The sequence below is a fragment of the Pseudomonas sp. PGPPP1 genome (genome assembly GCF_002255865.1).
Taxonomy (GTDB): domain Bacteria; phylum Pseudomonadota; class Gammaproteobacteria; order Pseudomonadales; family Pseudomonadaceae; genus Aquipseudomonas; species Aquipseudomonas cremoris.
This window is the reverse complement of sequence record NZ_NKIG01000015.1, coordinates 1-20,844: the sequence shown is the minus strand read 5'-3', so window position 1 is coordinate 20,844 and position 20,844 is coordinate 1. Positions and strand designations below refer to the sequence as shown.

At 60.4% G+C, this 20,844-nt stretch carries 13 protein-coding genes; 5 read left to right on the top strand and 8 right to left on the bottom strand.

Annotated features, from left to right (window positions below):
- Positions 1 to 149 precede the first annotated feature (149 nt).
- From CFE47_RS17260 to nadE, 3 genes are all read left to right on the top strand, one after another.
- On the top strand, positions 150 to 1,037 hold the full coding sequence (locus CFE47_RS17260; protein ID WP_286838806.1) for a LysR family transcriptional regulator: 888 nt from the start codon (positions 150 to 152) through the stop codon (positions 1,035 to 1,037).
- A gap of 213 nt (positions 1,038 to 1,250) precedes the next feature.
- Positions 1,251 to 2,465 carry a nicotinate phosphoribosyltransferase gene (gene pncB / locus CFE47_RS17255; protein ID WP_185705119.1) on the top strand — a complete coding sequence of 405 codons (1,215 nt, stop codon included), beginning with the start codon at positions 1,251 to 1,253 and terminating at the stop codon, positions 2,463 to 2,465.
- Positions 2,466 to 2,468: 3 nt separating this feature from the next.
- Positions 2,469 to 3,296, top strand: a complete 828-nt coding sequence (gene nadE, locus CFE47_RS17250; protein ID WP_185705117.1) for an NAD(+) synthase — start codon at positions 2,469 to 2,471, stop codon at positions 3,294 to 3,296.
- 98 nt (positions 3,297 to 3,394) lie between these two features.
- On the opposite strand, the gene azu is transcribed toward nadE, so the two are convergent.
- Complete coding sequence (azu, locus tag CFE47_RS17245) at positions 3,395 to 3,841, bottom strand: azurin (RefSeq protein ID WP_185705114.1); 447 nt, start codon at positions 3,839 to 3,841, stop codon at positions 3,395 to 3,397.
- A 332-nt stretch (positions 3,842 to 4,173) separates the two neighbouring features.
- On the opposite strand from azu, the gene CFE47_RS17240 reads away from it, so the two are divergent.
- Positions 4,174 to 4,356 carry a hypothetical protein gene (locus CFE47_RS17240; RefSeq protein WP_016976924.1) on the top strand — a complete coding sequence of 61 codons (183 nt, stop codon included), beginning with the start codon at positions 4,174 to 4,176 and terminating at the stop codon, positions 4,354 to 4,356.
- A gap of 46 nt (positions 4,357 to 4,402) precedes the next feature.
- Here CFE47_RS17240 and CFE47_RS17235 read toward each other — a convergent pair whose 3' ends face one another.
- From CFE47_RS17235 to CFE47_RS17220, 4 genes are all read right to left on the bottom strand, one after another.
- Positions 4,403 to 5,293 (bottom strand): transglutaminase family protein, encoded by an 891-nt coding sequence (locus tag CFE47_RS17235; protein ID WP_286838800.1) that lies wholly within the window; start codon positions 5,291 to 5,293, stop codon positions 4,403 to 4,405.
- Complete coding sequence (locus tag CFE47_RS17230) at positions 5,293 to 7,779, bottom strand: circularly permuted type 2 ATP-grasp protein (RefSeq protein WP_286838797.1); 2,487 nt, start codon at positions 7,777 to 7,779, stop codon at positions 5,293 to 5,295. Before CFE47_RS17230 ends, CFE47_RS17235 begins: the two co-directional genes overlap by 1 nt.
- A gap of 87 nt (positions 7,780 to 7,866) precedes the next feature.
- Complete coding sequence (locus tag CFE47_RS17225) at positions 7,867 to 11,157, bottom strand: transglutaminase family protein (protein WP_286838795.1); 3,291 nt, start codon at positions 11,155 to 11,157, stop codon at positions 7,867 to 7,869.
- 288 nt (positions 11,158 to 11,445) lie between these two features.
- Positions 11,446 to 13,749, bottom strand: a complete 2,304-nt coding sequence (locus CFE47_RS17220; protein ID WP_185705106.1) for a YgiQ family radical SAM protein — start codon at positions 13,747 to 13,749, stop codon at positions 11,446 to 11,448.
- Positions 13,750 to 13,961: 212 nt separating this feature from the next.
- Here CFE47_RS17220 and CFE47_RS17215 point away from each other — a divergent pair, with 212 nt between their 5' ends.
- On the top strand, positions 13,962 to 17,912 hold the full coding sequence (locus CFE47_RS17215) for a dermonecrotic toxin domain-containing protein (RefSeq protein WP_286838792.1): 3,951 nt from the start codon (positions 13,962 to 13,964) through the stop codon (positions 17,910 to 17,912).
- Between the two features lie 6 nt (positions 17,913 to 17,918).
- On the opposite strand, the gene dnaB is transcribed toward CFE47_RS17215, so the two are convergent.
- The 3 genes from dnaB to CFE47_RS17200 all read right to left on the bottom strand — a co-directional run bounded on the left by dnaB (position 17,919) and on the right by CFE47_RS17200 (position 20,785).
- Positions 17,919 to 19,316 (bottom strand): replicative DNA helicase, encoded by a 1,398-nt coding sequence (gene dnaB, locus CFE47_RS17210; RefSeq protein ID WP_192300266.1) that lies wholly within the window; start codon positions 19,314 to 19,316, stop codon positions 17,919 to 17,921.
- Between the two features lie 110 nt (positions 19,317 to 19,426).
- Positions 19,427 to 19,873 (bottom strand): 50S ribosomal protein L9, encoded by a 447-nt coding sequence (gene rplI / locus CFE47_RS17205; RefSeq protein ID WP_003171376.1) that lies wholly within the window; start codon positions 19,871 to 19,873, stop codon positions 19,427 to 19,429.
- A gap of 18 nt (positions 19,874 to 19,891) precedes the next feature.
- Positions 19,892 to 20,785, bottom strand: a complete 894-nt coding sequence (locus CFE47_RS17200; RefSeq protein ID WP_185705104.1) for a YybS family protein — start codon at positions 20,783 to 20,785, stop codon at positions 19,892 to 19,894.
- Positions 20,786 to 20,844 lie beyond the last annotated feature (59 nt).

Sequence of the window (20,844 nt, the reverse complement as noted above, 5' to 3'; positions counted from 1 at the left end):
ACTCCTTCAATCTGCAAACAGAAAATTCGCGCCGCGGCCCGCACGGCGATCCAGACCTTATTTGTAGCTGGCCCAAGACTTGCCAACAAACGACGATTAGGCGAGATATCATTCCGTTTATTCATGCAAAGCATAAAAAGAGGCACGCCGTGCTGAACAAAAGACATTTGCCCTCGATCACCGCCCTGCAGTGCTTCGAAGCCGCCACCCGCCACCTGAGCTTCACCCGCGCAGCCGAGGAGCTGAACCTCACGCAGAGCGCGGTGAGCAAGCAGGTGGCGCAGTTGGAAGAATTACTCCAGCACCTGCTGTTTCGCCGCGTGCGTCGCCGCTTGCAGATGACCCCAGCGGGCGATTTGTACTTGGTGGAAGTGAGAAAAATCCTCACGCAAGTGGAGATGTCCACCCACTACCTGCGCTCCTACGGTGGCGAGACCGAAGTGCTGCGGGTCTCCACGCCCTACACCTTCGGCGCACGTTGGCTGGTGCCGCGCCTTAAGGGATGGCGGCTGCGCCACCCGCAAATCCACCTGGACCTGTGCAACGAACAGGAGCCGGACGAACTGCTGCAAGGCAAGGCCGACATGGCGTTCTACTTTGGCCAGGGCTCACGCCCCGGTACCGAGACCCTCAAGCTGTTCAGCGAAGAGCTGGTGCCGGTGTGTGCGCCGGAGAGCCTGCCTGCGCGGCCGTTTACGGACCCAACGCAACTGAGCGACCTGGTGCTGCTGCAAAATGCCTCGCGGCCTCAGGGCTGGCATGACTGGTTTGCCAGCCAGGGCTTCCAGACCGAGCACAGTTACCACGGGCCGCGTTTCGATACGTTCTATATGTGCATTCGTGCGGCGCAAGTGGGCTGTGGCGTGGCGCTGCTGCCGCGCTTCCTGGTGGAAGAGGAATTGGCGGACGGCAAGCTGGTGATCCCGTGGCAACATGCGATGCCGAGCCAGGATGCGTATTACCTGGCTTATCCTGAGCATTCGGCGGAGGTGCCCAAGGTGCGCGAATTTGTGAAGTGGATGATGGAGCAGGTCTAGATTTATTCGGCCGCACCACCGCCATCGCAGGCAAGCCAGCTCCCACATTTGAAATGCATTCCAAGTGTGGGAGCTGGCTTGCCTGCGATGGGACAAGTGGCCATTCCAAAAAAATCACTGGCAAAACCCCACAGGTCTATGCGCCACTAGCCCCCTTCCTTAATTGTGCGTAAAGGTCGGCGCCCATCGCCGACTCGTCTGGAGATTCCCGTTATGAGCGAGAGTGTGTTTGCCGATCGCATCGTGCAGAACCTGCTCGACACCGACTTCTACAAGCTGACCATGATGCAGGCGGTGCTGCACAACTACCCGAACGTGGAAGTTGAATGGGAGTTTCGTTGCCGCAACAGTGAGGACCTGCGCCCGTACCTGGCGGAAATCCGCTACCAGATCGAGCGCCTTGCCGAGTTGAGCCTGAGCCCCGATCAACTGGGTTTCCTGGAGCGCATCAGCTTCATGAAGCCGGACTTTCTGCGCTTCCTCGGGTTGTTCCGCTTCAACCTGCGCTATGTGCAGACCGGCATCGAGAACGGCGAATTATTTATCCGCCTGCGCGGGCCGTGGCTGCATGTGATCCTGTTTGAAGTGCCGATGCTGGCCATCGTCAGCGAAGTGCGTAACCGCTACCGCTACCAGACCGTGATCCTCGAACAGGCCCGCGAGCAGTTGTACCGCAAGTTCGATTGGCTGACGGCCAATGCCAGCAGCGAAGAACTATCCGAGCTGCAAGTAGCCGACTTCGGCACCCGCCGACGCTTCTCGTACCGGGTGCAGGAAGAAGTGGTCAGCGTACTCAAGCACGACTTCCCCGGGCGTTTTGTCGGCACCAGCAACGTGCACCTGGCCCGCGAACTCGACATGAAACCCCTGGGCACCATGGCCCACGAGTGGATCATGGCCCACCAGCAACTCGGCCCGCGCCTGATCGACAGCCAGATCGCCGCCCTCGACTGCTGGGTCCGCGAATACCGTGGCCTGCTGGGCATCGCCCTGACCGATTGCATCACCACCGACGCGTTCCTCGGCGACTTCGACCTGTACTTCGCCAAGCTGTTCGACGGCCTGCGCCACGACTCCGGTGATCCGGTGCAGTGGGCAGAAAAAGCCATCGCCCACTACCATAAGCTCGGCATTGAGCCGATGAGCAAGACGTTGGTGTTCTCCGACAGCCTGTCGCTGCCCAAGGCCCTGGAGATCTTCCGGGCGCTGCGCGGTCGCATCAATGTGAGCTTCGGCATTGGCACCAACCTGACCTGCGATATCCCAGGTGTGGAGCCCATGAGCATCGTGCTTAAAATGACTGCCTGCAATGGCCAGCCTGTCGCCAAGATCTCCGACGAAGCGGGCAAGACCCATTGCACCGACCCGAATTTTGTCGCCTATTTGCGGCACGTTTTCAAAGTACCTGCCCTTTCCAGCAAGGAGTGAATCATGCAAGCCGTACAGCGTGAAATTGCGCAGCAGCTCAAGGTTCAAGCACCGTTCCAGGACCAGGCCGCCCTCGAAGCCGAGGTTGCCCGGCGCATCACCTTTATCCAGGATTGCCTGCGCAATTCCGGGCTCAAGACCTTGGTGCTGGGCATCAGCGGCGGTGTCGACTCCCTGACCGCAGGCCTGTTGGCCCAACGCGCGATGCAGGAACTGCGCGCCAGCACCGGCGACGAGGCCTACCGTTTTATCGCGGTGCGCCTGCCTTATGAAACTCAGTTCGATGAGATAGATGCCCAGGCCTCGGTGGACTTTATCGAGCCGGACGAGCGCCATACCGTGAATATCGGCCCGGCGGTAAAAGCCCTGGCCAGTGAAGTGGCGGCGTTTGAAGGCAAGGCGGCGGTGTCCCGTGATTTCGTGCTGGGCAACACCAAGGCACGCATGCGCATGGTGGCGCAGTACACCATCGCGGGCGCGGCCAGCGGCCTGGTGATTGGTACTGACCATGCGGCGGAAGCGGTGATGGGCTTTTTCACCAAGTTCGGTGATGGCGCGTGCGATCTGGCGCCGTTGAGCGGGCTGGTGAAGAACCAGGTGCGCTCGATTGCACGGCACTTTGGTGCACCGGAATCGTTGGTGGAGAAGGTGCCGACAGCGGATCTGGAAGACCTGTCGCCGGGCAAGCCGGACGAAGCGTCACATGGCGTGACCTATGCAGAGATCGATGCGTTTTTGCACGGAGAGCCGGTGCGCGAAGAGGCGTTCCGGATTATTTGCGAGACGTATCGCAAGACTGAGCACAAGCGGGTCATGCCGTTCGCGCCGTGAGCTAGACCGCCATCGCAGGCAAGCCAGCCCCCACATTTGAATGTGTTCACAAATCAAATGTGGGGGCTGGCTTGCCTGCGATGAACGATAACGCGGTCTTACTTAAGCACCACCGCGCCTTTCATCATCGAGTTGTGGCCTGGGAACGAGCAGAAGAACTCATATTCAGTGCCCGCCGCCAGCTTGGACACATCGAAGGTCACCGAATCTTTCTCACCAGCACCAATGATCTTGGTGTGGGCGATCACGCGGGTGTCGCCTTCCTTCAGGTAGTTCTTGTCGATGCCAGCGGCCATGCCGTCGGTAGCAACGCCAGCCATGTCGGCTTTGGTGGTCAGCACCCAGTTATGGCCCATGACGTTTTTCGGCAAGCTGCCCGAGTGTTCCAGGTTCACGGTGAAGGTCTTGCAGCTCTTGTCGATCGTGATTTCCTTGGTGTTGAAGGACATCTGGTCGGTGGAGTCGACGGTGACTGCGCACTCTGCAGCAAGCAACTGGCCGCTAGCCAGAGTCAGCAGGGAAACAGCAACGAGTTTGGCGAACATGTGAATCTCCAAGGCAGGGTTTAGAAAACGCGTATTGCGACAAGGGTGCCCGATGCGGGCGTGAATTCTTATGATCTGAGTCAACGGATTGTATACAACTTTAGGCTATCAGACTTATCAACACAATCTAACAGCCAAAGTAGTACGACCTTCCTATGATCGGCCCATCCCCCACTGGAGTCCGAGCCATGCACCTCGACCAACTGTTCAACGGCCTGCTGGCCGCGTACGCCTGCGGTAAGTGAAGGCCAAGCGCGCTGCTAAGCTGCTACCATAGCGACCCAAGGCAGCTGCGCGCCGCCACCCTCACCTTCGACCCTAGAGGATCGCCCATGGCCAAACCTAATTACTCCTTCGCCAAACGTCAGAGAGACTTGGCCAAGGAGCAGAAGAAAGAGGAAAAACTGCAACGCAAGAAAGCCGCTGCAGAAGAAGAGGCCAATGGGCTGAACGCAGATGTTGATGGTGAAGAAACGAGCGACGAGACCGAAACACCAAAAGATCCGGCTGAATAATTTCCTTTGTGGTGAACCGGCTTGCCCGGTTCGCCACAATCTGCCGTTATTGCAGCGGCATCACCGTCACCCGAACCTCCGGGTCATGGTTCCCTCCCCCCAGAATCACCCCCCGCAACGGCGACACATCAGAGAAATCCCGGCCCCAGGCCAAGGTGATGTGCTCCAGTGCCGGTTGCACATTATTCGTCGGATCAAAATCCACCCAACCCGACACCGGGCAATACACCGAGACCCACGCATGAGATGCATCGGCGCCGATCAGCCGTGGCTGGCCGGGCGGAGGCTGGGTAAGCAGGTAGCCGCTGATGTAACGCGCCGCCAGCCCGCGTGAGCGCAGGCAGGCGAGCATCAGGTGAGCGAAGTCCTGGCACACGCCACGACGGCGCTCCAGCACTTCCACCAACGGTGTGGCGACCTGGGTGGCCTCGGCATCAAAGGTGAACTCGTCAAAGATTTTCTCCATCAATGCCTGCACACCCAACAACAACGGGCATCCCGGCGGGAAGCAGTTTTCGGAGAATTCGACGAAGGTTTTTTTCAGGTGTACATAGGGCGATTCGAAGCGGTAGCGGCAGGCTTCGATCAGCTCATCGGACATCGGCTGGCTGCTGTAGGTCAGGCGGTCACGGGTCTGGTCCCAGGCTGGCGACTGTTGGAAGTCCAGCGCAGGCCGCGCCAGCACTTCAACGGTCAGCCCCGCATTCACCAATAATTCATCGTGGGGCCGCTCGAACGCCAGCCGCGTGATCGGGTTGCCAAACACGTCCAGCTCATCCCGCCGCGAGGACGGCTGCGGGCTGATGTCCAGTTGCTGCGCGCTGCAGCGCTGCCAGGCACACGGCCGTGGCCACAGGTGCGCCAACTGCTGCGCCAGGGACACCGGGCTGTCGTAGTGATAATGGGTATCGTGGAAAATCTGGTAGCGCGCACTCATCACACCGACACCGTTTGCTGGCTGACATCATCCACATGGGCAAAATGGCGCAACGCCAGGCGATCCGACACTTGCCCACTCTCATCGGCCACCGCTTGCAGCAGGTCGGCCAGGCCGTCCAACGCGGCACGCACGCTGGACTCGCCAAACAGCGGGTTCTCCAGGCAACCGAGATCGAACCGCGCCAAGCGCTCCACCAACGGCCCAAGACCGGTTTCACGGGGCACGCCAAAATCATCGTTGAGACGGCGCAACGTACGGCTCACCAGTTTCAACTGGAACAACACCGCATGGGGGTTCTGCTCGTCCAACAGCAACAGGTCGAGCACCGGGATCAACTGCGGCACCGCCAAGTAGCGAGAGCGATAGGTGATGCTGCTGTTGCCCAGTTCCAGCAACCACTCCAGGCCCGCCTGATCGAACACCGCCACGCCACGCAGGAACGCCGCGAGGCTGCTGCTGAGAAATTGCAGGCGCTCGATGCGCCGCCCCATCATCAAAAAGCGCCAGCCTTCATCGCGGGTCATGTCGTCCAGGGCAAACCCGGACAACGCTGCCAGCGACATCACCAGGCGGTTGAGGAAGTCCAGCAGCTCGCCAAAATCCGGGGTTTCGCTTTCCAGCTCCATGGCTTCGCGCTGCAACTCCACCAGGGCCTGCCAATTCTCGCGGGACAACTTGCCGCGCACTTGGGACGCTGCCCACTGCAAGCGCTGCAGGTTGGCGCGCAGGCTCGACGGCCAATCATCGCCCAGCAGCGCTGCCAACAGGCGCTCGGGCAACTCGCCCTCCTCCGGCAGCAAGCGCAAGGTTTCGCCCAGTTCGACAGCGGCCTGCAACGCCAATGGGTCATCGCCATCGACATAGCGCGCCAGCACGATACGCAGCCAGCGCGCGCTGTCATCGCAGCGCTCGCAATAACGACCAAACCAGAACAGGTTCTCCACCACGCGGGACGGCAAGTACGGGTCGCGACGCACCAGGTCATGGGCGCCAATCGCGCGCTGAGCACGCCAATGCTCGCCACCGGCGGCGCGTTCGCCGAGCACCCAGGTGTCTTTGCTGGCCCCGCCGCGCTGCATCGACACCACTTCGGCATCGGCTTCGGCGGCTACGCGGGTGAGGCCGCCGGGCAGCACGCGATACCCTTGATCGCTGGCCACGGCGTACACGCGCATGCCAATGGCGCGGTGTTGCAGATGGTCTTCCACGGTGTGCCACACCGGCGCCTGGGACAACTGCGCCAGCTCCTGGGCAACATAAGCGTAAGGCCGTGCGCGCATGCGTTCAGCCAGGGCCTCACGTTGTTTTTCGTCCAGGTCGCGACCGAACACCGGGCTAAAGCTTTGCGACGGAAACGCTGGTTTGATCAGCAGTTCGGGCAGTTTTTCCAAGGCTTCGGCAAGCACCGGCGCTTCACCACACCACCAGGTGGCGATGGATGGCAGGATCAGTTCCTCGCCGAACAAAAACTCGTTGATCTTGGGAAGGAAACCAAGCAAACCGGGGGACTCCAGCACGCCGCTGCCCAAAGCATTGGCCACCAGCACGTTGCCCTGGCGCACGGCATCGAGCAGGCCCGGCACGCCAAGAGCCGAGTCGGTGCGCAGCTCAAGCGGGTCGCAAAAGTCGTCGTCGAGGCGGCGCATGATCGCGTGCACCCGGCGCAGCCCGCTGAGGGTCTTCAGGAACACACAGCTGTCGCGCACCGTGAGGTCGCCCCCTTCTACCAGCGGGTAGCCGAGTTGGCGGGCGAGGTAGAGGTGTTCGAAATAGCTTTCGTTGAAACGCCCCGGCGTCAGTAACACGATCAACGGCGGCTGGTCATCGGCGGGCGCCTGACGGGCCAGGGTTTCCTGCAAGGTACGGAAGAAACCAGTGAGGTGCTGCACCTGCAAATCACGGTACAGGTCCGGGAACGCGCGGGACACGATGGTACGGTTTTCCAACGCGTAACCGGCGCCAGAGGGCGCCTGGGTACGGTCGGCGGTAACCCACCAGCGACCATCCGGCGTGCGCGCGAGGTCCACGGCGTAGAGGTGCAAAAACGCACCATCCGGCGGCTGGATGCCTTGGCATGGCCACAGGAAATTGTTGTGACCGAACACCAGCTCAGCCGGCAACAGGCCTTCCTTGATCAAGCGTTGCGGACCATACAGATCGGCCAACACGGCATTGAGCAAGCGCGCGCGCTGAGCGATCCCCGCCGACAGCTGCTGCCATTCTTCGGCCGCCAGCACGTGGGGCAGTAAATCCAGCTCCCACGGGCGGTCGGCGCCTTTTGGGTCGGCGTAGACGTTGTAGGTCACGCCGTTTTCCTGGATCTGCCGGGTCAGCAACGCTTGGCGCTGGGCCAGTTGCGCGGGAGTGCTGCGTTGCAGGTGGTCAAGCAGGCGCTGCCAATGGGCACGCACCGCACCGCTGTCATCGAGCAGTTCGTGATAAGTGCCCGCGGTCAGCGGGTAACGGTCGAGCAAGTCGGACATGGAACGCTCGGCAGAGGCAAAGAAGGTCAAGGTCAGCACAGTCTAATGTGGGAGCCGGCTTGCCAGCTCCCACATTTTGGATCGTGTTCAATCTTTTTTATGGGGGAAACGCCGCAAGTCCAATGTCATCGGCAACTCATCGTTGATGACAACCTGTGGCACCGGCTGCTTTCCTGGCGTATGCCCCAATCGGAAAAACCGCGCCATCCGCCGGCTCTCCGCTTCATTGGCATTCACCGGCAAGCTGTCGTAATTACGCCCACCCGGATGGGCAACATGGTACTGGCAACCACCCAAAGAGCGCTGCATCCAGGTGTCCAACAGATCAAACACCAACGGCGCATGCACCGGGATGGTCGGTTGCAGGCAGTTGGCCGGTTGCCAGGCGCGGTAGCGCACACCAGCGACAAACTCGCCCACGCGGCCAGTGGCTTGCAGCGGCACAGGGACGCCATTGCACGTCAGCAGATAGCGTTGCGGTGCCAACCCGGTCAACTTCACTTGCAGGCGCTCCAGGGACGAGTCCACGTAGCGCACCGTGCCGCCCACTGCGCCTTCTTCGCCCAACACGTGCCAGGGCTCCAAGGCCTGGCGCAGTTCCAGCTCGATGCCGCTGACAGCGTAGTCGCCCACCTTGGGGAAACGAAACTCCAAGTGCGCAGCAAACCATTCGGCGCGCAATGGGTAGCCGGCGGCGTTGAGCTCGACGATCACGTCGGCAAAGTCCTGCTCGATAAAGTGCGGCAGCAGGAAACGGTCATGCAACTCGGTGCCCCAACGCGCCAGTTTCGGCGGCGCATAGGGTTCGCGCCAGAACCGCGCGACCAGGGCACGCAACAGCAATTGTTGGGTCAGGCTCATGCGCGCGTGCGGCGGCATTTCAAACGCGCGCAGTTCCAGCAGGCCCAGGCGGCCAGTGGCGCCGTCCGGCGAGTAGAGCTTGTCGATGCAGAACTCGGCGCGGTGGGTATTGCCCGTCACGTCGATCAGCAGGTTGCGCAGCAAACGGTCCACCAACCACGGCGGGCATTCCTCCTCCGGCTCGGGCATTTGTGCGAAGGCGATTTCCAGCTCGTACAACGCGTCGTTGCGGGCTTCGTCCACTCTCGGTGCCTGGGAGGTCGGGCCGATAAACAGGCCGGAAAACAGGTACGACAGCGAGGGATGGTTGTGCCAGTAGCTGATCAGACTGCGCAGCAAATCCGGGCGACGTAGAAACGGTGAATCCTTGGGTGTCGCCCCCCCGAGCACAAAGTGGTTACCACCGCCGGTGCCCGTATGGCGCCCGTCGATCATGAATTTTTCGGTGGTGAGGCGGGTTTGCCGCGCTTCCTCGTAAAGAAACTCGGTGCGTTCGACCAACTCATCCCAGGTGGCGGACGGCTGCACATTCACCTCGATCACACCGGGGTCCGGCGTGACACGGAAGTTGCTCAACCGCGTATCGGCCGGTGGCTCGTAGCCTTCCAGCAACACCGGGCAGTGCAGCTCTTCGGCGGTGGCTTCGATAGCAGCGACCAGCTCAAGATAATCCTCGACCCGCTCCAACGGCGGCATGAACAGGTACAGCCTACCTTCGCGCGCTTCGGCACACAGGGCGGTGCGGGTGAGCCAATCGGCGGACTGGTCCACCTTCGGCACACGCTCATCGACGGGCGCGGCTTCATCATGGCGCTGCAGTTGTGCGGTGGTCGGCAGTTCCGGCTGATCCTGGTTCGGATCGGTGGGGTGCACAAACGGATATTCCGCCGCCGTCACCCAGGGTTGCGACGCCAATGGCAAGCGATAGCCTAGCGGCGAATCGCCTGGCACCAAGCGGCAGTGATTGTCGCGCAGGTACCAGCGCCCGCTCTGCCAGCGGTCATTGGCGGCAGTACGCGCCAGCGGCAGCACCTGACCGATGATTTTATCCAAACCCTGGCTGAACACTTTGCGCAGGCGCTCGCGCTCCAGCTCATCGCTCAGGCGCGGGTCCTGGGCGGTGACGTTTTGCGGCAGCGCGCCCTCACGCCACAGGTAGTAAAAATTATCTTCGAAGGCCGGGAACACAAAGCGTGCCGGTAGCTTCAAGCGTTCAGCAACGCTCGCCAGGAAACGCCCGGCCATCGTGCCGTCCGCGCCATAGTCTTCTTGCTCGTCGGCGATCAGCGCGCTGTTGTGCCAGATCGGCACACCGTCGCGGCGCCAGTAGCAATTGAGCGACCATCGCGGCAATTGCTCGCCGGGGTACCACTTGCCCTGGCCGAAGTGCACCAAGCCTTTTGGCGCGTAGTGCTTGCGCATACGCTGGAACAGTTCGGCGGACAGGCGACGTTTATCCGGCCCAAGCGCCGCGGTGTTCCATTCGGCGCCGTCAGGGTCGTCGATGGACACGAAGGTGGGCTCGCCGCCCATGGTCAGGCGCACGTCATCCTTGAGCAGGTCGCCATCGATCTGCCGGCCCAGGGCCTGGATCGCCAGCCATTGTTCTTCGGTGTAGGGCTTGGTGACGCGCGGCGCTTCCCAAATCCGCTCTACCGACATTTCGTGGGTGAATTCGCACTCGCAAGGCTCCACCAACCCACTGATGGGCGCAGCAGACGATGGATCGGGACTACAGGCCAATGGGATGTGGCCTTCACCGGCAAACAGACCGGACGTGGCGTCCAGGCCGATCCAGCCGGCACCGGGTAGATACACCTCACACCAGGCGTGCAGGTCGGTGAAGTCCACCTCGGTGCCGGACGGGCCGTCGAGGGCTTTTACGTCAGCGGTGAGCTGGATCAGGTAGCCCGACACAAACCGTGCGGCCAACCCCAGATTGCGCAGAATCTGCACCAACAGCCAGGCCGAGTCGCGGCACGAACCGGAAGCGTTTTCCAGGGTGAATTCCGGGGTCTGCACGCCCGGCTCCATGCGGATCAGGTAACCGATATCGGCGGCCAGGCGCTGGTTGAGACCCACCAGGAAATCCACCGCCGGCAGTGGCGTGCGGTCGATACCCGCCAGGTAGGCGGCAAACTTGGGCGTGAGCGGCAAGGTTTCCAGGTAGGGCGCCAGCTCACGCTGTTCATCGGCGGCGTAGCTGAAGGGGATTTTTTCAGCGTACGGTTCCAGGAAAAAATCGAACGGGTTGAACACCGCCATCTCGGCGACCAGGTCGACTTCGATACGCAGCTCGTCCGTCTTTTCCGGGAATACTAGCCGCGCCAGATAATTGCCCTGAGGGTCCTGCTGCCAGTTGATGAAATGCTGCTCGGGCAGCACTTTCAACGCGTAGGACAGAATCCGCGTGCGGCTATGAGCCGCCGGGCGCAAACGCACGATCTGTGGGCCGAGTTCAACGGCGCGGTCGTAGCGGTAATGCGTAACGTGGTGCAACGCGACATGAATCGACACGGCGGCCTCCTGCGAGCCAGGGCATGGGCTTGACGCGCGCAAGACTTATGCCAGAGCGGCAGTCATTGCGCTTTATCGTAAGACCCGGTGCAGTACAGCACCAAAACGGCGCGAACGGTGGCGCCATGGTGCAAGCGTCGCACCTATTTGTACCGTCCGTGTGACGGCGGGTGGTGAATCTACCCAACCACACACGTGGGTAGCCTGGCGCAAGCGACGCACTGTCACTGGAAAGCACGCCAAAAAAAACGCCAGCATCAGGCTGGCGTTTTTTTGTTCAGGTTGCGATCAACGCGGCACCACCGGCTTGCGCGCAGGCTTGCCGCCCTTGCCCTTGGCGGCATCGCTGCGTTCCTTGGCGGCCTGTTTGTTACGTGCCTGGGCCGCAGCCTTGGCTTGCTCACGCTTGTCCCATGGGTTGCTGCCATCGCTACCGCGCGGAGGCAAACCGGTGTGCTGGGTGAGGATCTTGGTGGTGGTTTCCTTGGCGACCTTGTGGCTGCCAGCCGGCGTCGAGTTCTTGCGACGGGCGCTCTGGTAGCTGTCGGTGGACGGCTGGTGCAGCGGGATCAACTGGTCCTTGCCCGGGCCGATCAGGTCACCGCGCCCCATGCGGGTCAACGCTTCACGCAGCATCGGCCAGCCTTTCGGGTCGTGGTAGCGCAGGAACGCCTTGTGCAAACGGCGCTGCTCTTCGCTCTTGACGATGGTCACCGCGTCGCTCTTGTAGGTGACCTTGCGCAGCGGGTTCTTGCCCGAGTGGTACATCGCGGTGGCAGTGGCCATCGGCGACGGGTAGAACGCCTGCACTTGGTCGGCGCGGAAGCCGTTGCCCTTGAGCCACAGGGCCAGGTTCATCATGTCTTCATCGGTGGTGCCTGGGTGGGCGGCGATAAAGTACGGGATCAGGTACTGCTCCTTGCCCGCTTCCTTGGTGTACTTCTCGAACATGCGCTTGAACTTGTCATAGCTGCCAATGCCAGGCTTCATCATCTGGTTGAGCGGACCTTCCTCGGTGTGTTCCGGGGCGATCTTGAGGTAACCACCGACGTGGTGGGTGACCAGTTCCTTGACGTATTCCGGCGACTCGACCGCAAGGTCATAGCGCAGACCGGACGCGATCAGAATCTTCTTCACCCCCGGCAATGCACGCGCGCTGCGGTACAGCTGGATCAACGAGGAGTGGTCGGTGTTCAGGTTCGGGCAGATGCCCGGGAATACGCACGATGGCTTGCGGCACGCGGATTCGATTTCCGGGCTCTTGCAGGCGATACGGTACATGTTCGCGGTCGGGCCGCCGAGGTCGGAGATCACGCCGGTAAAGCCTGGCACTTTGTCGCGAATCTCTTCGATTTCGCGAATGATCGACTCTTCGGAACGGTTCTGGATGATGCGGCCTTCGTGCTCGGTGATGGAGCAGAAGGTGCAGCCGCCAAAGCAGCCACGCATGATGTTCACCGAGAAACGGATCATGTCGTAGGCCGGGATCTTTTCCTTGCCGTACGCCGGGTGCGGGATACGTGCGTAAGGCATGCCAAACACGTAGTCCATTTCTTCGGTAGTCATCGGGATGGGCGGCGGGTTGAACCACACGTCCACTTCACCGTGCTTCTGCACCAGGGCGCGGGCGTTGCCTGGGTTGGTCTCCAGGTGCAGCACGCGGTTGGCGTGGGCGTAGAGCACCGCGTCACCACGGACTTTTTCCACTGACGGCAGGCGGATCACGGTCTTGTCGCGGGTCATCTTCGGGCTGGCCAGGATCTGTACGACCTTGGCTTCTTCAGGGTCATCCACCGGGCCTTTCTCTTGCTCGATGGCGCAGGCCTGGGTGTCCTGGGTGTTGACGTACGGGTTGATGATCTTGTCGATCTTGCCCGGGCGGTCGATACGCGTGGAGTCCACTTCGTACCAGCCCGCCGGCGTGTCACGGCGAATGAACGCGGTGCCACGTACATCGGTAATGTCTTCGATCTTGTGGCCCCACGACAGGCGTTGGGCAACCTCGACGATGGCCCGCTCGGCGTTGCCGTACAGCAGGATATCGGCGCTGGCGTCGATCAGGATCGAGTTGCGCACGCGGTCCTGCCAGTAGTCGTAGTGGGCGATTCGGCGCAGGGAGGCTTCGATGCCGCCGAGTACGATCGGCACGTGCTTGTAGGCTTCCTTGCAACGCTGGCTGTACACCAGGCTGGCGCGGTCCGGGCGTTTGCCGGCCATGCCGCCGGGGGTATAGGCGTCGTCGGAGCGAATCTTTTTGTCGGCGGTGTAGCGGTTGATCATCGAGTCCATGTTGCCGGCCGCGACGCCGAAGAACAGGTTCGGCTCGCCGAGCTTCATGAAGTCGTCTTTGGACTGCCAGTTCGGCTGGGCAATGATCCCGACGCGAAAGCCCTGGGACTCCAGCAGCCGGCCGATAATTGCCATGCCGAACGACGGATGGTCAACGTAGGCATCACCGGTAACGATGATGATGTCGCAGGAATCCCAGCCAAGCTGATCCATCTCCTCCCTGCTCATGGGCAGGAATGGCGCTGGACCGAAACATTCGGCCCAGTACTTGGGATAGTCAAATAACGGCTTGGCTGTTTGCATGACGGTGACCGGTGTTGAGATGAAAAATCGCGGGCGCGGAATATAGCACAAATTTTGACCAATTCCGACGGTAATGGTCGGCTTTGATCGAGGTTGTTCACAGCAGTGCCCATTACCCGATTTCATGGGGCGCGGGGTGTCAGCAGGCTAGCCGTTTGTCAGAGATTCCATGGGTAGTCTGGTACTGAACCACTCTTCCCATGGATACATCGATGAACGGTCACCATCCGCCTGCTCTTTCCGTCCACGCAGGCTTCATCCAGTCTCAACTGCCCACCTGGCTGGCTCGTGCCCCCGAAGCCATGCGCAAGGCTTTGCGTGACAGCCTGATCAGGAGCAACCAATCCAGGCACGATCTCCAGGCGCTCCTGCATCGGCTGCAAAGCCCCGAGGCCTTTGCCCGCCCGCTGCTGAGAAACGCGTTGAGGCGTAAATTCTACGGGCTGCTGAACGACGAAAAGAGCCTTCTGCGCCGGGAATGGAAAAACCACCACCTGTTCGGATTGATCAAAACCCACGCCCGCACGACCGAGCAAACGTTGCTAGAGGCCGCCCTGCAGAATTTTGATGCAGATGAGGCGCAAGAAGGTGGAATGGAAGCGGGATCCGGCGTCTATTCGAACAGCGGCATTCGAAATCCGATTTCGCCGGCACAGTTCGCCAGCTTTTGCCGCACTCTGGATATTGGACGGTACTACCAGTACCACCTGGATCAAGTGCTGGGCCCCAGAAAGCACGCCCGCCGAATATCCTCGGCAGAAAAGCGCTTCAATGATCAGGAGCGCACGACCTTCGAGGTCGCATTACACGTGACTTACTTGAAAGGCGGCCTCGCCAAGCCTCTTTATGAACAGTTGCTCGCCTTGCAAAAACAAGGGAGTCACCCGGATCTGTCCTGCTCACATCTGACCCTCGATAGCGTCGTGCTACCCAATGTTCTTGTCATCCAGACCGGTAGCAAACATCTGCTCTACATTCCCGAAGATCCAGTGACCCCCTTTCGCCCGCACCTCCACATGTCGGATCTGGAAAGCGAACTGGCCGCACGCCTCGACCAGAGCCTTGACTACCGGAAGTTTTTCAAACGCCTTGTGCCATTACAACACCGGGAAACACTACTGAATATAAAACCCGCCTGGACTGACTGGACCTCTGTAGGTGCCACCGGTAAACCGATGCCCATCAGCCTGGAAGCCCTCGTCAGCCGCACGACCATTGCAGGCGATCTGTTCCTGGCCATCACCCATCAACGAATCGACCAGATCAAACGTGATGCCCGCACCCTCGCCGTACCCACAGCGGACGCCGATGCAGCCGCCAGGCAAAAACGCCTGCAATGTTTTCTGGACCTTGGTCAGTCACTGCTGTTTTTCGCGGCGTCTTTCGTGCCAATCGTGGGCGAGGTGCTTCTGGTGGTCAGCGCAGCCCAGCTCGTGCACTCCATTTACCATGGCTTTGCCGCCTGGAGCCGTGGCGACAGTGACGAAGCGCTCAACGACTTGCTGGACGTAGTCGACAGCGTTGCGCTGGCTGCGGTGACTGCAGGAGCCGTCAAGACGGCCGGGTACACCGTCGGCCTGGTCAAGGTGAAGCTGCGACAGGGTGGCGAGCGCCTTTGGAACCCTGACCCGGCCCCCTACCGTCATCTCGATAAGACCTTGCCCGACGGGCTGCCGGCCAACGCGCAAGGCCTCTACACCCACGAACAGCAACAGTACATAAAGCTTGATGACCACCTGCACAGCGTCAAGCGCGACCCGCAAAGCCAAGCGTGGCAACTGCAACACCCCAAAAACCCCGACGCCTACACCCCGACGCTGCTCAGCAATGGCGTGGGCGGTTGGCGCATGGCGCAAGAAACGCCCCAGGACTGGGACAGCCTCAAGTTGATCAAGCGCCTGGGACCGGACGCGTCAAACATCACCCAGGCACAGGTAGAGCCGCTCCTCTTGCTGGGTGGCTTGGACAACGCCACGTTGCGCGAAACGCACCAGCAAATGCTGCGTCCGCCGCCCCTGCTACGCGACACGTTAAAACGCTTCAATCTTGATGAGGAAATCCAAGCGTTCGACACCTACCGGGCAGAAGGCTCACAAGTGACACCCTACACGCCCTTCATTCAGTTTCATTCTGTTTGCTCACTGGCAGAGTGGCCCAAAGCGTATCTGTTGAAGGTTGTCGATGAACACGGTGCCACCTTGCTCACCCACGGCACATCAGGCATAGAGATCAGAGTGCCGGAGGCACGGTTTCGCAAAGGCGATCTGCTGCACTGCCTGGCTGACCAGTTGCCCACCAGCCAATTCAACGAACTGCTGCCCGCCTCCCGCCTGGAAGGCTTGAGCAACGTTGAAAACCTGGCCCTGCGCCTAACCGAGCAAGCACACCAACACCCATCGAGACTGTTCAGTTGGCTGAACCAAACCCTGGGCAAAGCCACCTCCGCAAGCGCGCAACAAATCGGCGAACTGGTTCCCGAATTATCAACAAGCCACGTTGAAGAACTGGCCGCCGTGCTCTCCCCCGCACAACAGCGAAGGCTGCTGCAGGAAAAAAGCCTGACCGCCGAGCAGCACTGGGAGGCCGACCAATACCGGCAGCAGATGCGTGCCAGTCGAGCGAGGGCGAGTCTTCACATGGACTCGGCCGACACGACTGAAACACCAGCAATCATGCTGTCCACCCTGGAACAGGTCCCCGGCTGGCCGACTGCACTTCGAATTGAAATACGTGAGAAAGACGCCACAGGCCGTTTGCTGTTCTGCAGCGGTGCCGAAGAGGCGGCCTCACACTGTGTAATAACCCGCAGCGGCGAGCACTATCAACTCCAGGGCCGACAAGGCCTCTCCTATCAGGCGTCAACGAACTTGCTCGACGCGATCACTCACGGCCTGACTGACAGCCAACTGAAAGCCGTGTTGACCCAATCCAACACCCGCACGCTGAAACAGGCTCTGCACAATACCAACCTGCGCATCATGAGCAGAGGGTCACCGGCCATACGGGCGAACATACCCAGGCGGGCTTCCTTTCCATCGATCCGGCAGCTTGACCCCTTGTTCGCCGACCCAACGCCACCGGACAGCTTGAACCCAGGCTCCGACGGCGTCTATGAAGCCCCGGCGCTTCCCGGTGGTAGCTCGCGCTTTTACATTTTGCACAACGCAAAGTATTTCCAGGTGCGCTTCAACGACAACGGCTGGCAACTGATGGATAACCGCAGCCCGTTCCGGGCGTACCAACCCTTTATTCGTAAGCGCCAGGTAGGGGGGTGGGAACTGGACCAGAGCAATGTCGGAACGCTCGCCCCAGAGCCCTGGAACGCCCAAGGCACTAGCGCCAGAGAGGAATTCGAGTCAGCGGAATCGGACAGTGAATACCTATCGGCAGAAGAAGGCGCCACGGTCTACATGCGTCAGGAGATGCAGTCTATGCGTGCGATAAGAAGCTACCAGTTCAGCCAGAACTATCTGGGCATCTACGATCGAGCCAACAACGGCAGATACCCCTTGCGCAACGAGAAAGGGGAGCCGATGCGCATCAAAAAAATCGAGATAAACGGCCGCTCACGCAAAACCGGACAGGAATTTTCCAAGGCGCAAATTATGCCGTTCATTCAGTGGGAGGGGTTTGAAAAAGTCGCGGCGCTTTATGATGACAAGCTTAAAGTCGTGTCCTTCACAGCAGCCCATCAGCGGTTTCCAGAAGAAGTGAGCCTGATCGGCCAATCTACCGTGATCACGACTCGAGCAATCCGCAAGGATGAACCTCTTGGGGTGTATGGCGGGGAGTTGCTACCCGAGTACATCGCGGCGAACCGCCGCGACCCGTACTTGCTCGACGTTTACGTGGACATACGCCCCGGCACTACGACATCCAGCCCCATAAATCCCGCCCTGGCACTTTCGGGGGATAACCTGCTCTCAAGAATCAACACCCTGTTCGAGTACGAGAGCGGCAAGCCGGTCAAACAGGCTAAAACCGGATACAACGTCGTGGATGCGGCGTTTCTTGTGGACACCCAGGTCAAAGATCTGCCCATGGAGCGGCTGCAGCTCGTTGCGCTTTTTGCGGGAGAAGACCTGGAGCCCGGCACCGAACTGCGCTGGAATTACGGCTACGACGAAGCAATGATTGAAGGGTTGTTTGCAGAGCCTCGTTAAAACAACTTATTCGTCGTCGTCGAAGTTGTAGCTGCCCGGCGCGAGGTTTTCGAAACGGGTGTACTTACCGATAAACGCTAGGCGGATAAAGCCGATCGGCCCGTTTCGCTGCTTGCCGATGATGATCTCGGCAATGCCTTTGTGCTCGGTCTCGGGGTGGTACACCTCGTCGCGGTACACGAACATGATGACGTCGGCGTCCTGCTCGATCGCACCCGATTCCCGCAAGTCGGAGTTCACCGGGCGCTTGTTGGGACGTTGTTCCAGGGAACGGTTGAGCTGGGACAGCGCCACCACCGGGCAGTTGAATTCCTTGGCCAGGGCCTTTAGGGACCGGGAAATCTCGGAAATTTCGTTGGTGCGGTTATCACCGCTGGATCCCGGGATCTGCATCAACTGCAGGTAGTCGATCATGATCAGGGCGATATCGCCGTGCTCACGTACCAAACGCCGAGTACGTGCGCGCATCTCCGACGGGCTGATGCCCGCCGTGTCATCGATGAACAACTTGCGGTCGTTGAGCAGGTTGACCGCCGAGGTCAGGCGCGGCCAATCGTCATCTTCCAGGCGACCGGCCCGCACCTTGGTCTGGTCGATACGCCCCAGGGACGAGAGCATCCGCATGATCAGCGATTCACCTGGCATCTCCAGGGAGTACACCAGAACGGTCTTGTCGCTGCGCAGCACAGCGTTTTCCACTAGGTTCATCGCAAAGGTGGTCTTACCCATGGATGGACGGCCGGCGACGATGATCAGGTCAGCCGGCTGCAGGCCACTGGTCTTCTCGTCGAGGTCGGTGTAGCCGGTGGAAATACCGGTGATGGCGTTGTCGGTGTTGAACAGGGTGTCGATACGGTCGATAGCCTTGGTCAACAACTCGTTGACGCCCACCGGGCCGCCGGTTTTCGGACGGGCCTCGGCGATCTGGAAGATCTGGCGTTCGGCTTCGTCAAGGATCTCGGCAGCGGTGCGACCTTCGGGGTTGAAGGCGCTGTCGGCGATTTCGGTGCTGATGCCGATCAATTGGCGCAGGGTGGCCCGCTCGCGGACGATCTGAGCATACGCCTTGATGTTGGCCACGGAAGGCGTGTTTTTTGCCAGCTCGCCCAGGTAACCCAGGCCGCCGACTTGAGAGGTCTGGCCTTCCTTATCGAGCTGCTCGGCCAGGGTCACCACGTCGATCGGTGAGTTCTGGTCGGCCAGCTTGGCAATGGCGCGGAAGATCAGGCGGTGGTCATGGCGATAGAAATCACCGTCCGAGACTTGATCCAGCACGCGTTCCCAGGCGTTGTTGTCCAGCATCAGGCCACCGAGCACGGCCTGTTCGGCCTCGATGGAATGCGGCGGCACCTTTAGGGCAGCGGTTTGCAGATCGTATTGCTCAGGAGCTGAAATATCGTTCATGGCCACTTGGAATTAGGGGTTTGTAGAAAAACAAAAGGCACGACCTGTAAACAGGATCGTGCCCGATGTTAACCGCCTGGCACGCGAGGTGCCAGTCAGTTAGGTGTTGCTTAAGCTGCTACCACGACAACGCGTACGGTGGCTTCAACTTCGGCGTGCAGGTGCACGGCTACGTCGAATTCGCCTACGTTGCGGATGGTGCCGTTCGGCAGACGAACTTCGCTCTTCTGCACTTCAACGCCGGAGGCGGTCAGTGCATCAGCGATGTCGTGGGTGCCGATCGAACCGAACAGCTTGCCTTCGTCACCGGCGGTGGCAGTGATAGTCACTTCCAGCTCAGCCAGTTGGGCAGCGCGAGTTTCGGCCGAAGCTTTTTTGTCTGCTGCTGCTTTTTCCAGCTCAGCACGACGCTCTTCAAACGCAGCCAGGTTGGCAGCGGTTGCAGCGGTGGCTTTGCCGTATGGCAGCAGGTAGTTACGACCGTAACCGGCCTTAACGTTCACTTTGTCGCCCAGGTTGCCCAGGTTGGCGACTTTTTCCAGAAGGATCAGTTGCATGTGAAAATCCTCTAACTTTTAACCTTCACCGTTCGCGTTATCGGCGTCTTTCGACGCCAGACGACCGCGAAAATCAATCAGGCCGTCGACAATGGCCAGAACCACGAGTAACGGATAGATCAGCTGCATGAACAGCAACAGCGTGACGTACAACCCCACCAGCCAAAACTTGGCCAGGCGCTTTCGCGCAACGAGCCCATGAATCAGGGCCAACCCGGCAAACACCAGCGGTACGCTGCAAATCGGCGCCAGCAAGGCCATCTGAGGGCCAAAGTTCGGCCCGACAACCATGCACGCCAGCAGCAACATCGCCGGCCCCGCGGGGATTCTGATACTGCGAAACTCGCGACCAAAACCACCCGGGTTGTACAACAACGCCTGCCAATAACGCCCAAGAATCAGGCTCAGCACGCTGACGACCTGCAACAATGCCGCAATCAGGCCGGTCAGGACCGGGGCAATCAGTGACGCAAACCGCGCTCGCTCATCTACCGTCAACTGCTGGTAGAGATCCCCGAGAGCCAGCGGCAGGATCTTGACGATCTCTTGCGCCAGCGCCTCGATTTGCGGGCGGAAAGCCGCGCCAAGCATCACTGAGTACACCAACCCCAATGCCACGCTGACCAGCAGCGTGCGGACCCAGGACTCACTTGCGCGTAAAACCAACGCAAGGCTCGATGACCCCAGCAGTACCAGAAGTACCCGCGGATCACCCAATTGCAGCCACCAGATCAAGGCCGGCAACAATCCCAGGGCAAGAACGCCAAGGGCGTCCTTCAAACCGCGCCGCAGCAGCACAAGGCAACCTGCGGCAGCACCCAACCAATAAAGCAACGGCAATGCCGCACATCCAGCCACTACCAGAGTGGCCTGCACACGACCGCGCATGATGAACTCAGCTAAGGCGCGCATGCATTCAATCCCTTACTACTTGTCGACTGCCCGGTCTCAGCGGCCGTGGCTGTCGGTGT

Excerpts from the sequence above, each read along its gene's own strand:
- pncB (WP_185705119.1), top strand. The coding sequence starts at position 1,251 with ATGAGCGAGAGTGTGTTTGCCGATCGCATCGTGCAGAACCTGCTCGAC.
- nadE (WP_185705117.1), top strand. The coding sequence starts at position 2,469 with ATGCAAGCCGTACAGCGTGAAATTGCGCAGCAGCTCAAGGTTCAAGCA.
- azu (WP_185705114.1), bottom strand. The coding sequence starts at position 3,841 with ATGTTCGCCAAACTCGTTGCTGTTTCCCTGCTGACTCTGGCTAGCGGC.
- CFE47_RS17240 (WP_016976924.1), top strand. The coding sequence starts at position 4,174 with ATGGCCAAACCTAATTACTCCTTCGCCAAACGTCAGAGAGACTTGGCC.
- CFE47_RS17235 (WP_286838800.1), bottom strand. The coding sequence starts at position 5,293 with ATGAGTGCGCGCTACCAGATTTTCCACGATACCCATTATCACTACGAC.
- CFE47_RS17230 (WP_286838797.1), bottom strand. The coding sequence starts at position 7,779 with ATGTCCGACTTGCTCGACCGTTACCCGCTGACCGCGGGCACTTATCAC.
- CFE47_RS17220 (WP_185705106.1), bottom strand. The coding sequence starts at position 13,749 with ATGCAAACAGCCAAGCCGTTATTTGACTATCCCAAGTACTGGGCCGAA.
- CFE47_RS17215 (WP_286838792.1), top strand. The coding sequence starts at position 13,962 with ATGAACGGTCACCATCCGCCTGCTCTTTCCGTCCACGCAGGCTTCATC.
- dnaB (WP_192300266.1), bottom strand. The coding sequence starts at position 19,316 with ATGAACGATATTTCAGCTCCTGAGCAATACGATCTGCAAACCGCTGCC.
- rplI (WP_003171376.1), bottom strand. The coding sequence starts at position 19,873 with ATGCAACTGATCCTTCTGGAAAAAGTCGCCAACCTGGGCAACCTGGGC.
- CFE47_RS17200 (WP_185705104.1), bottom strand. The coding sequence starts at position 20,785 with ATGCGCGCCTTAGCTGAGTTCATCATGCGCGGTCGTGTGCAGGCCACT.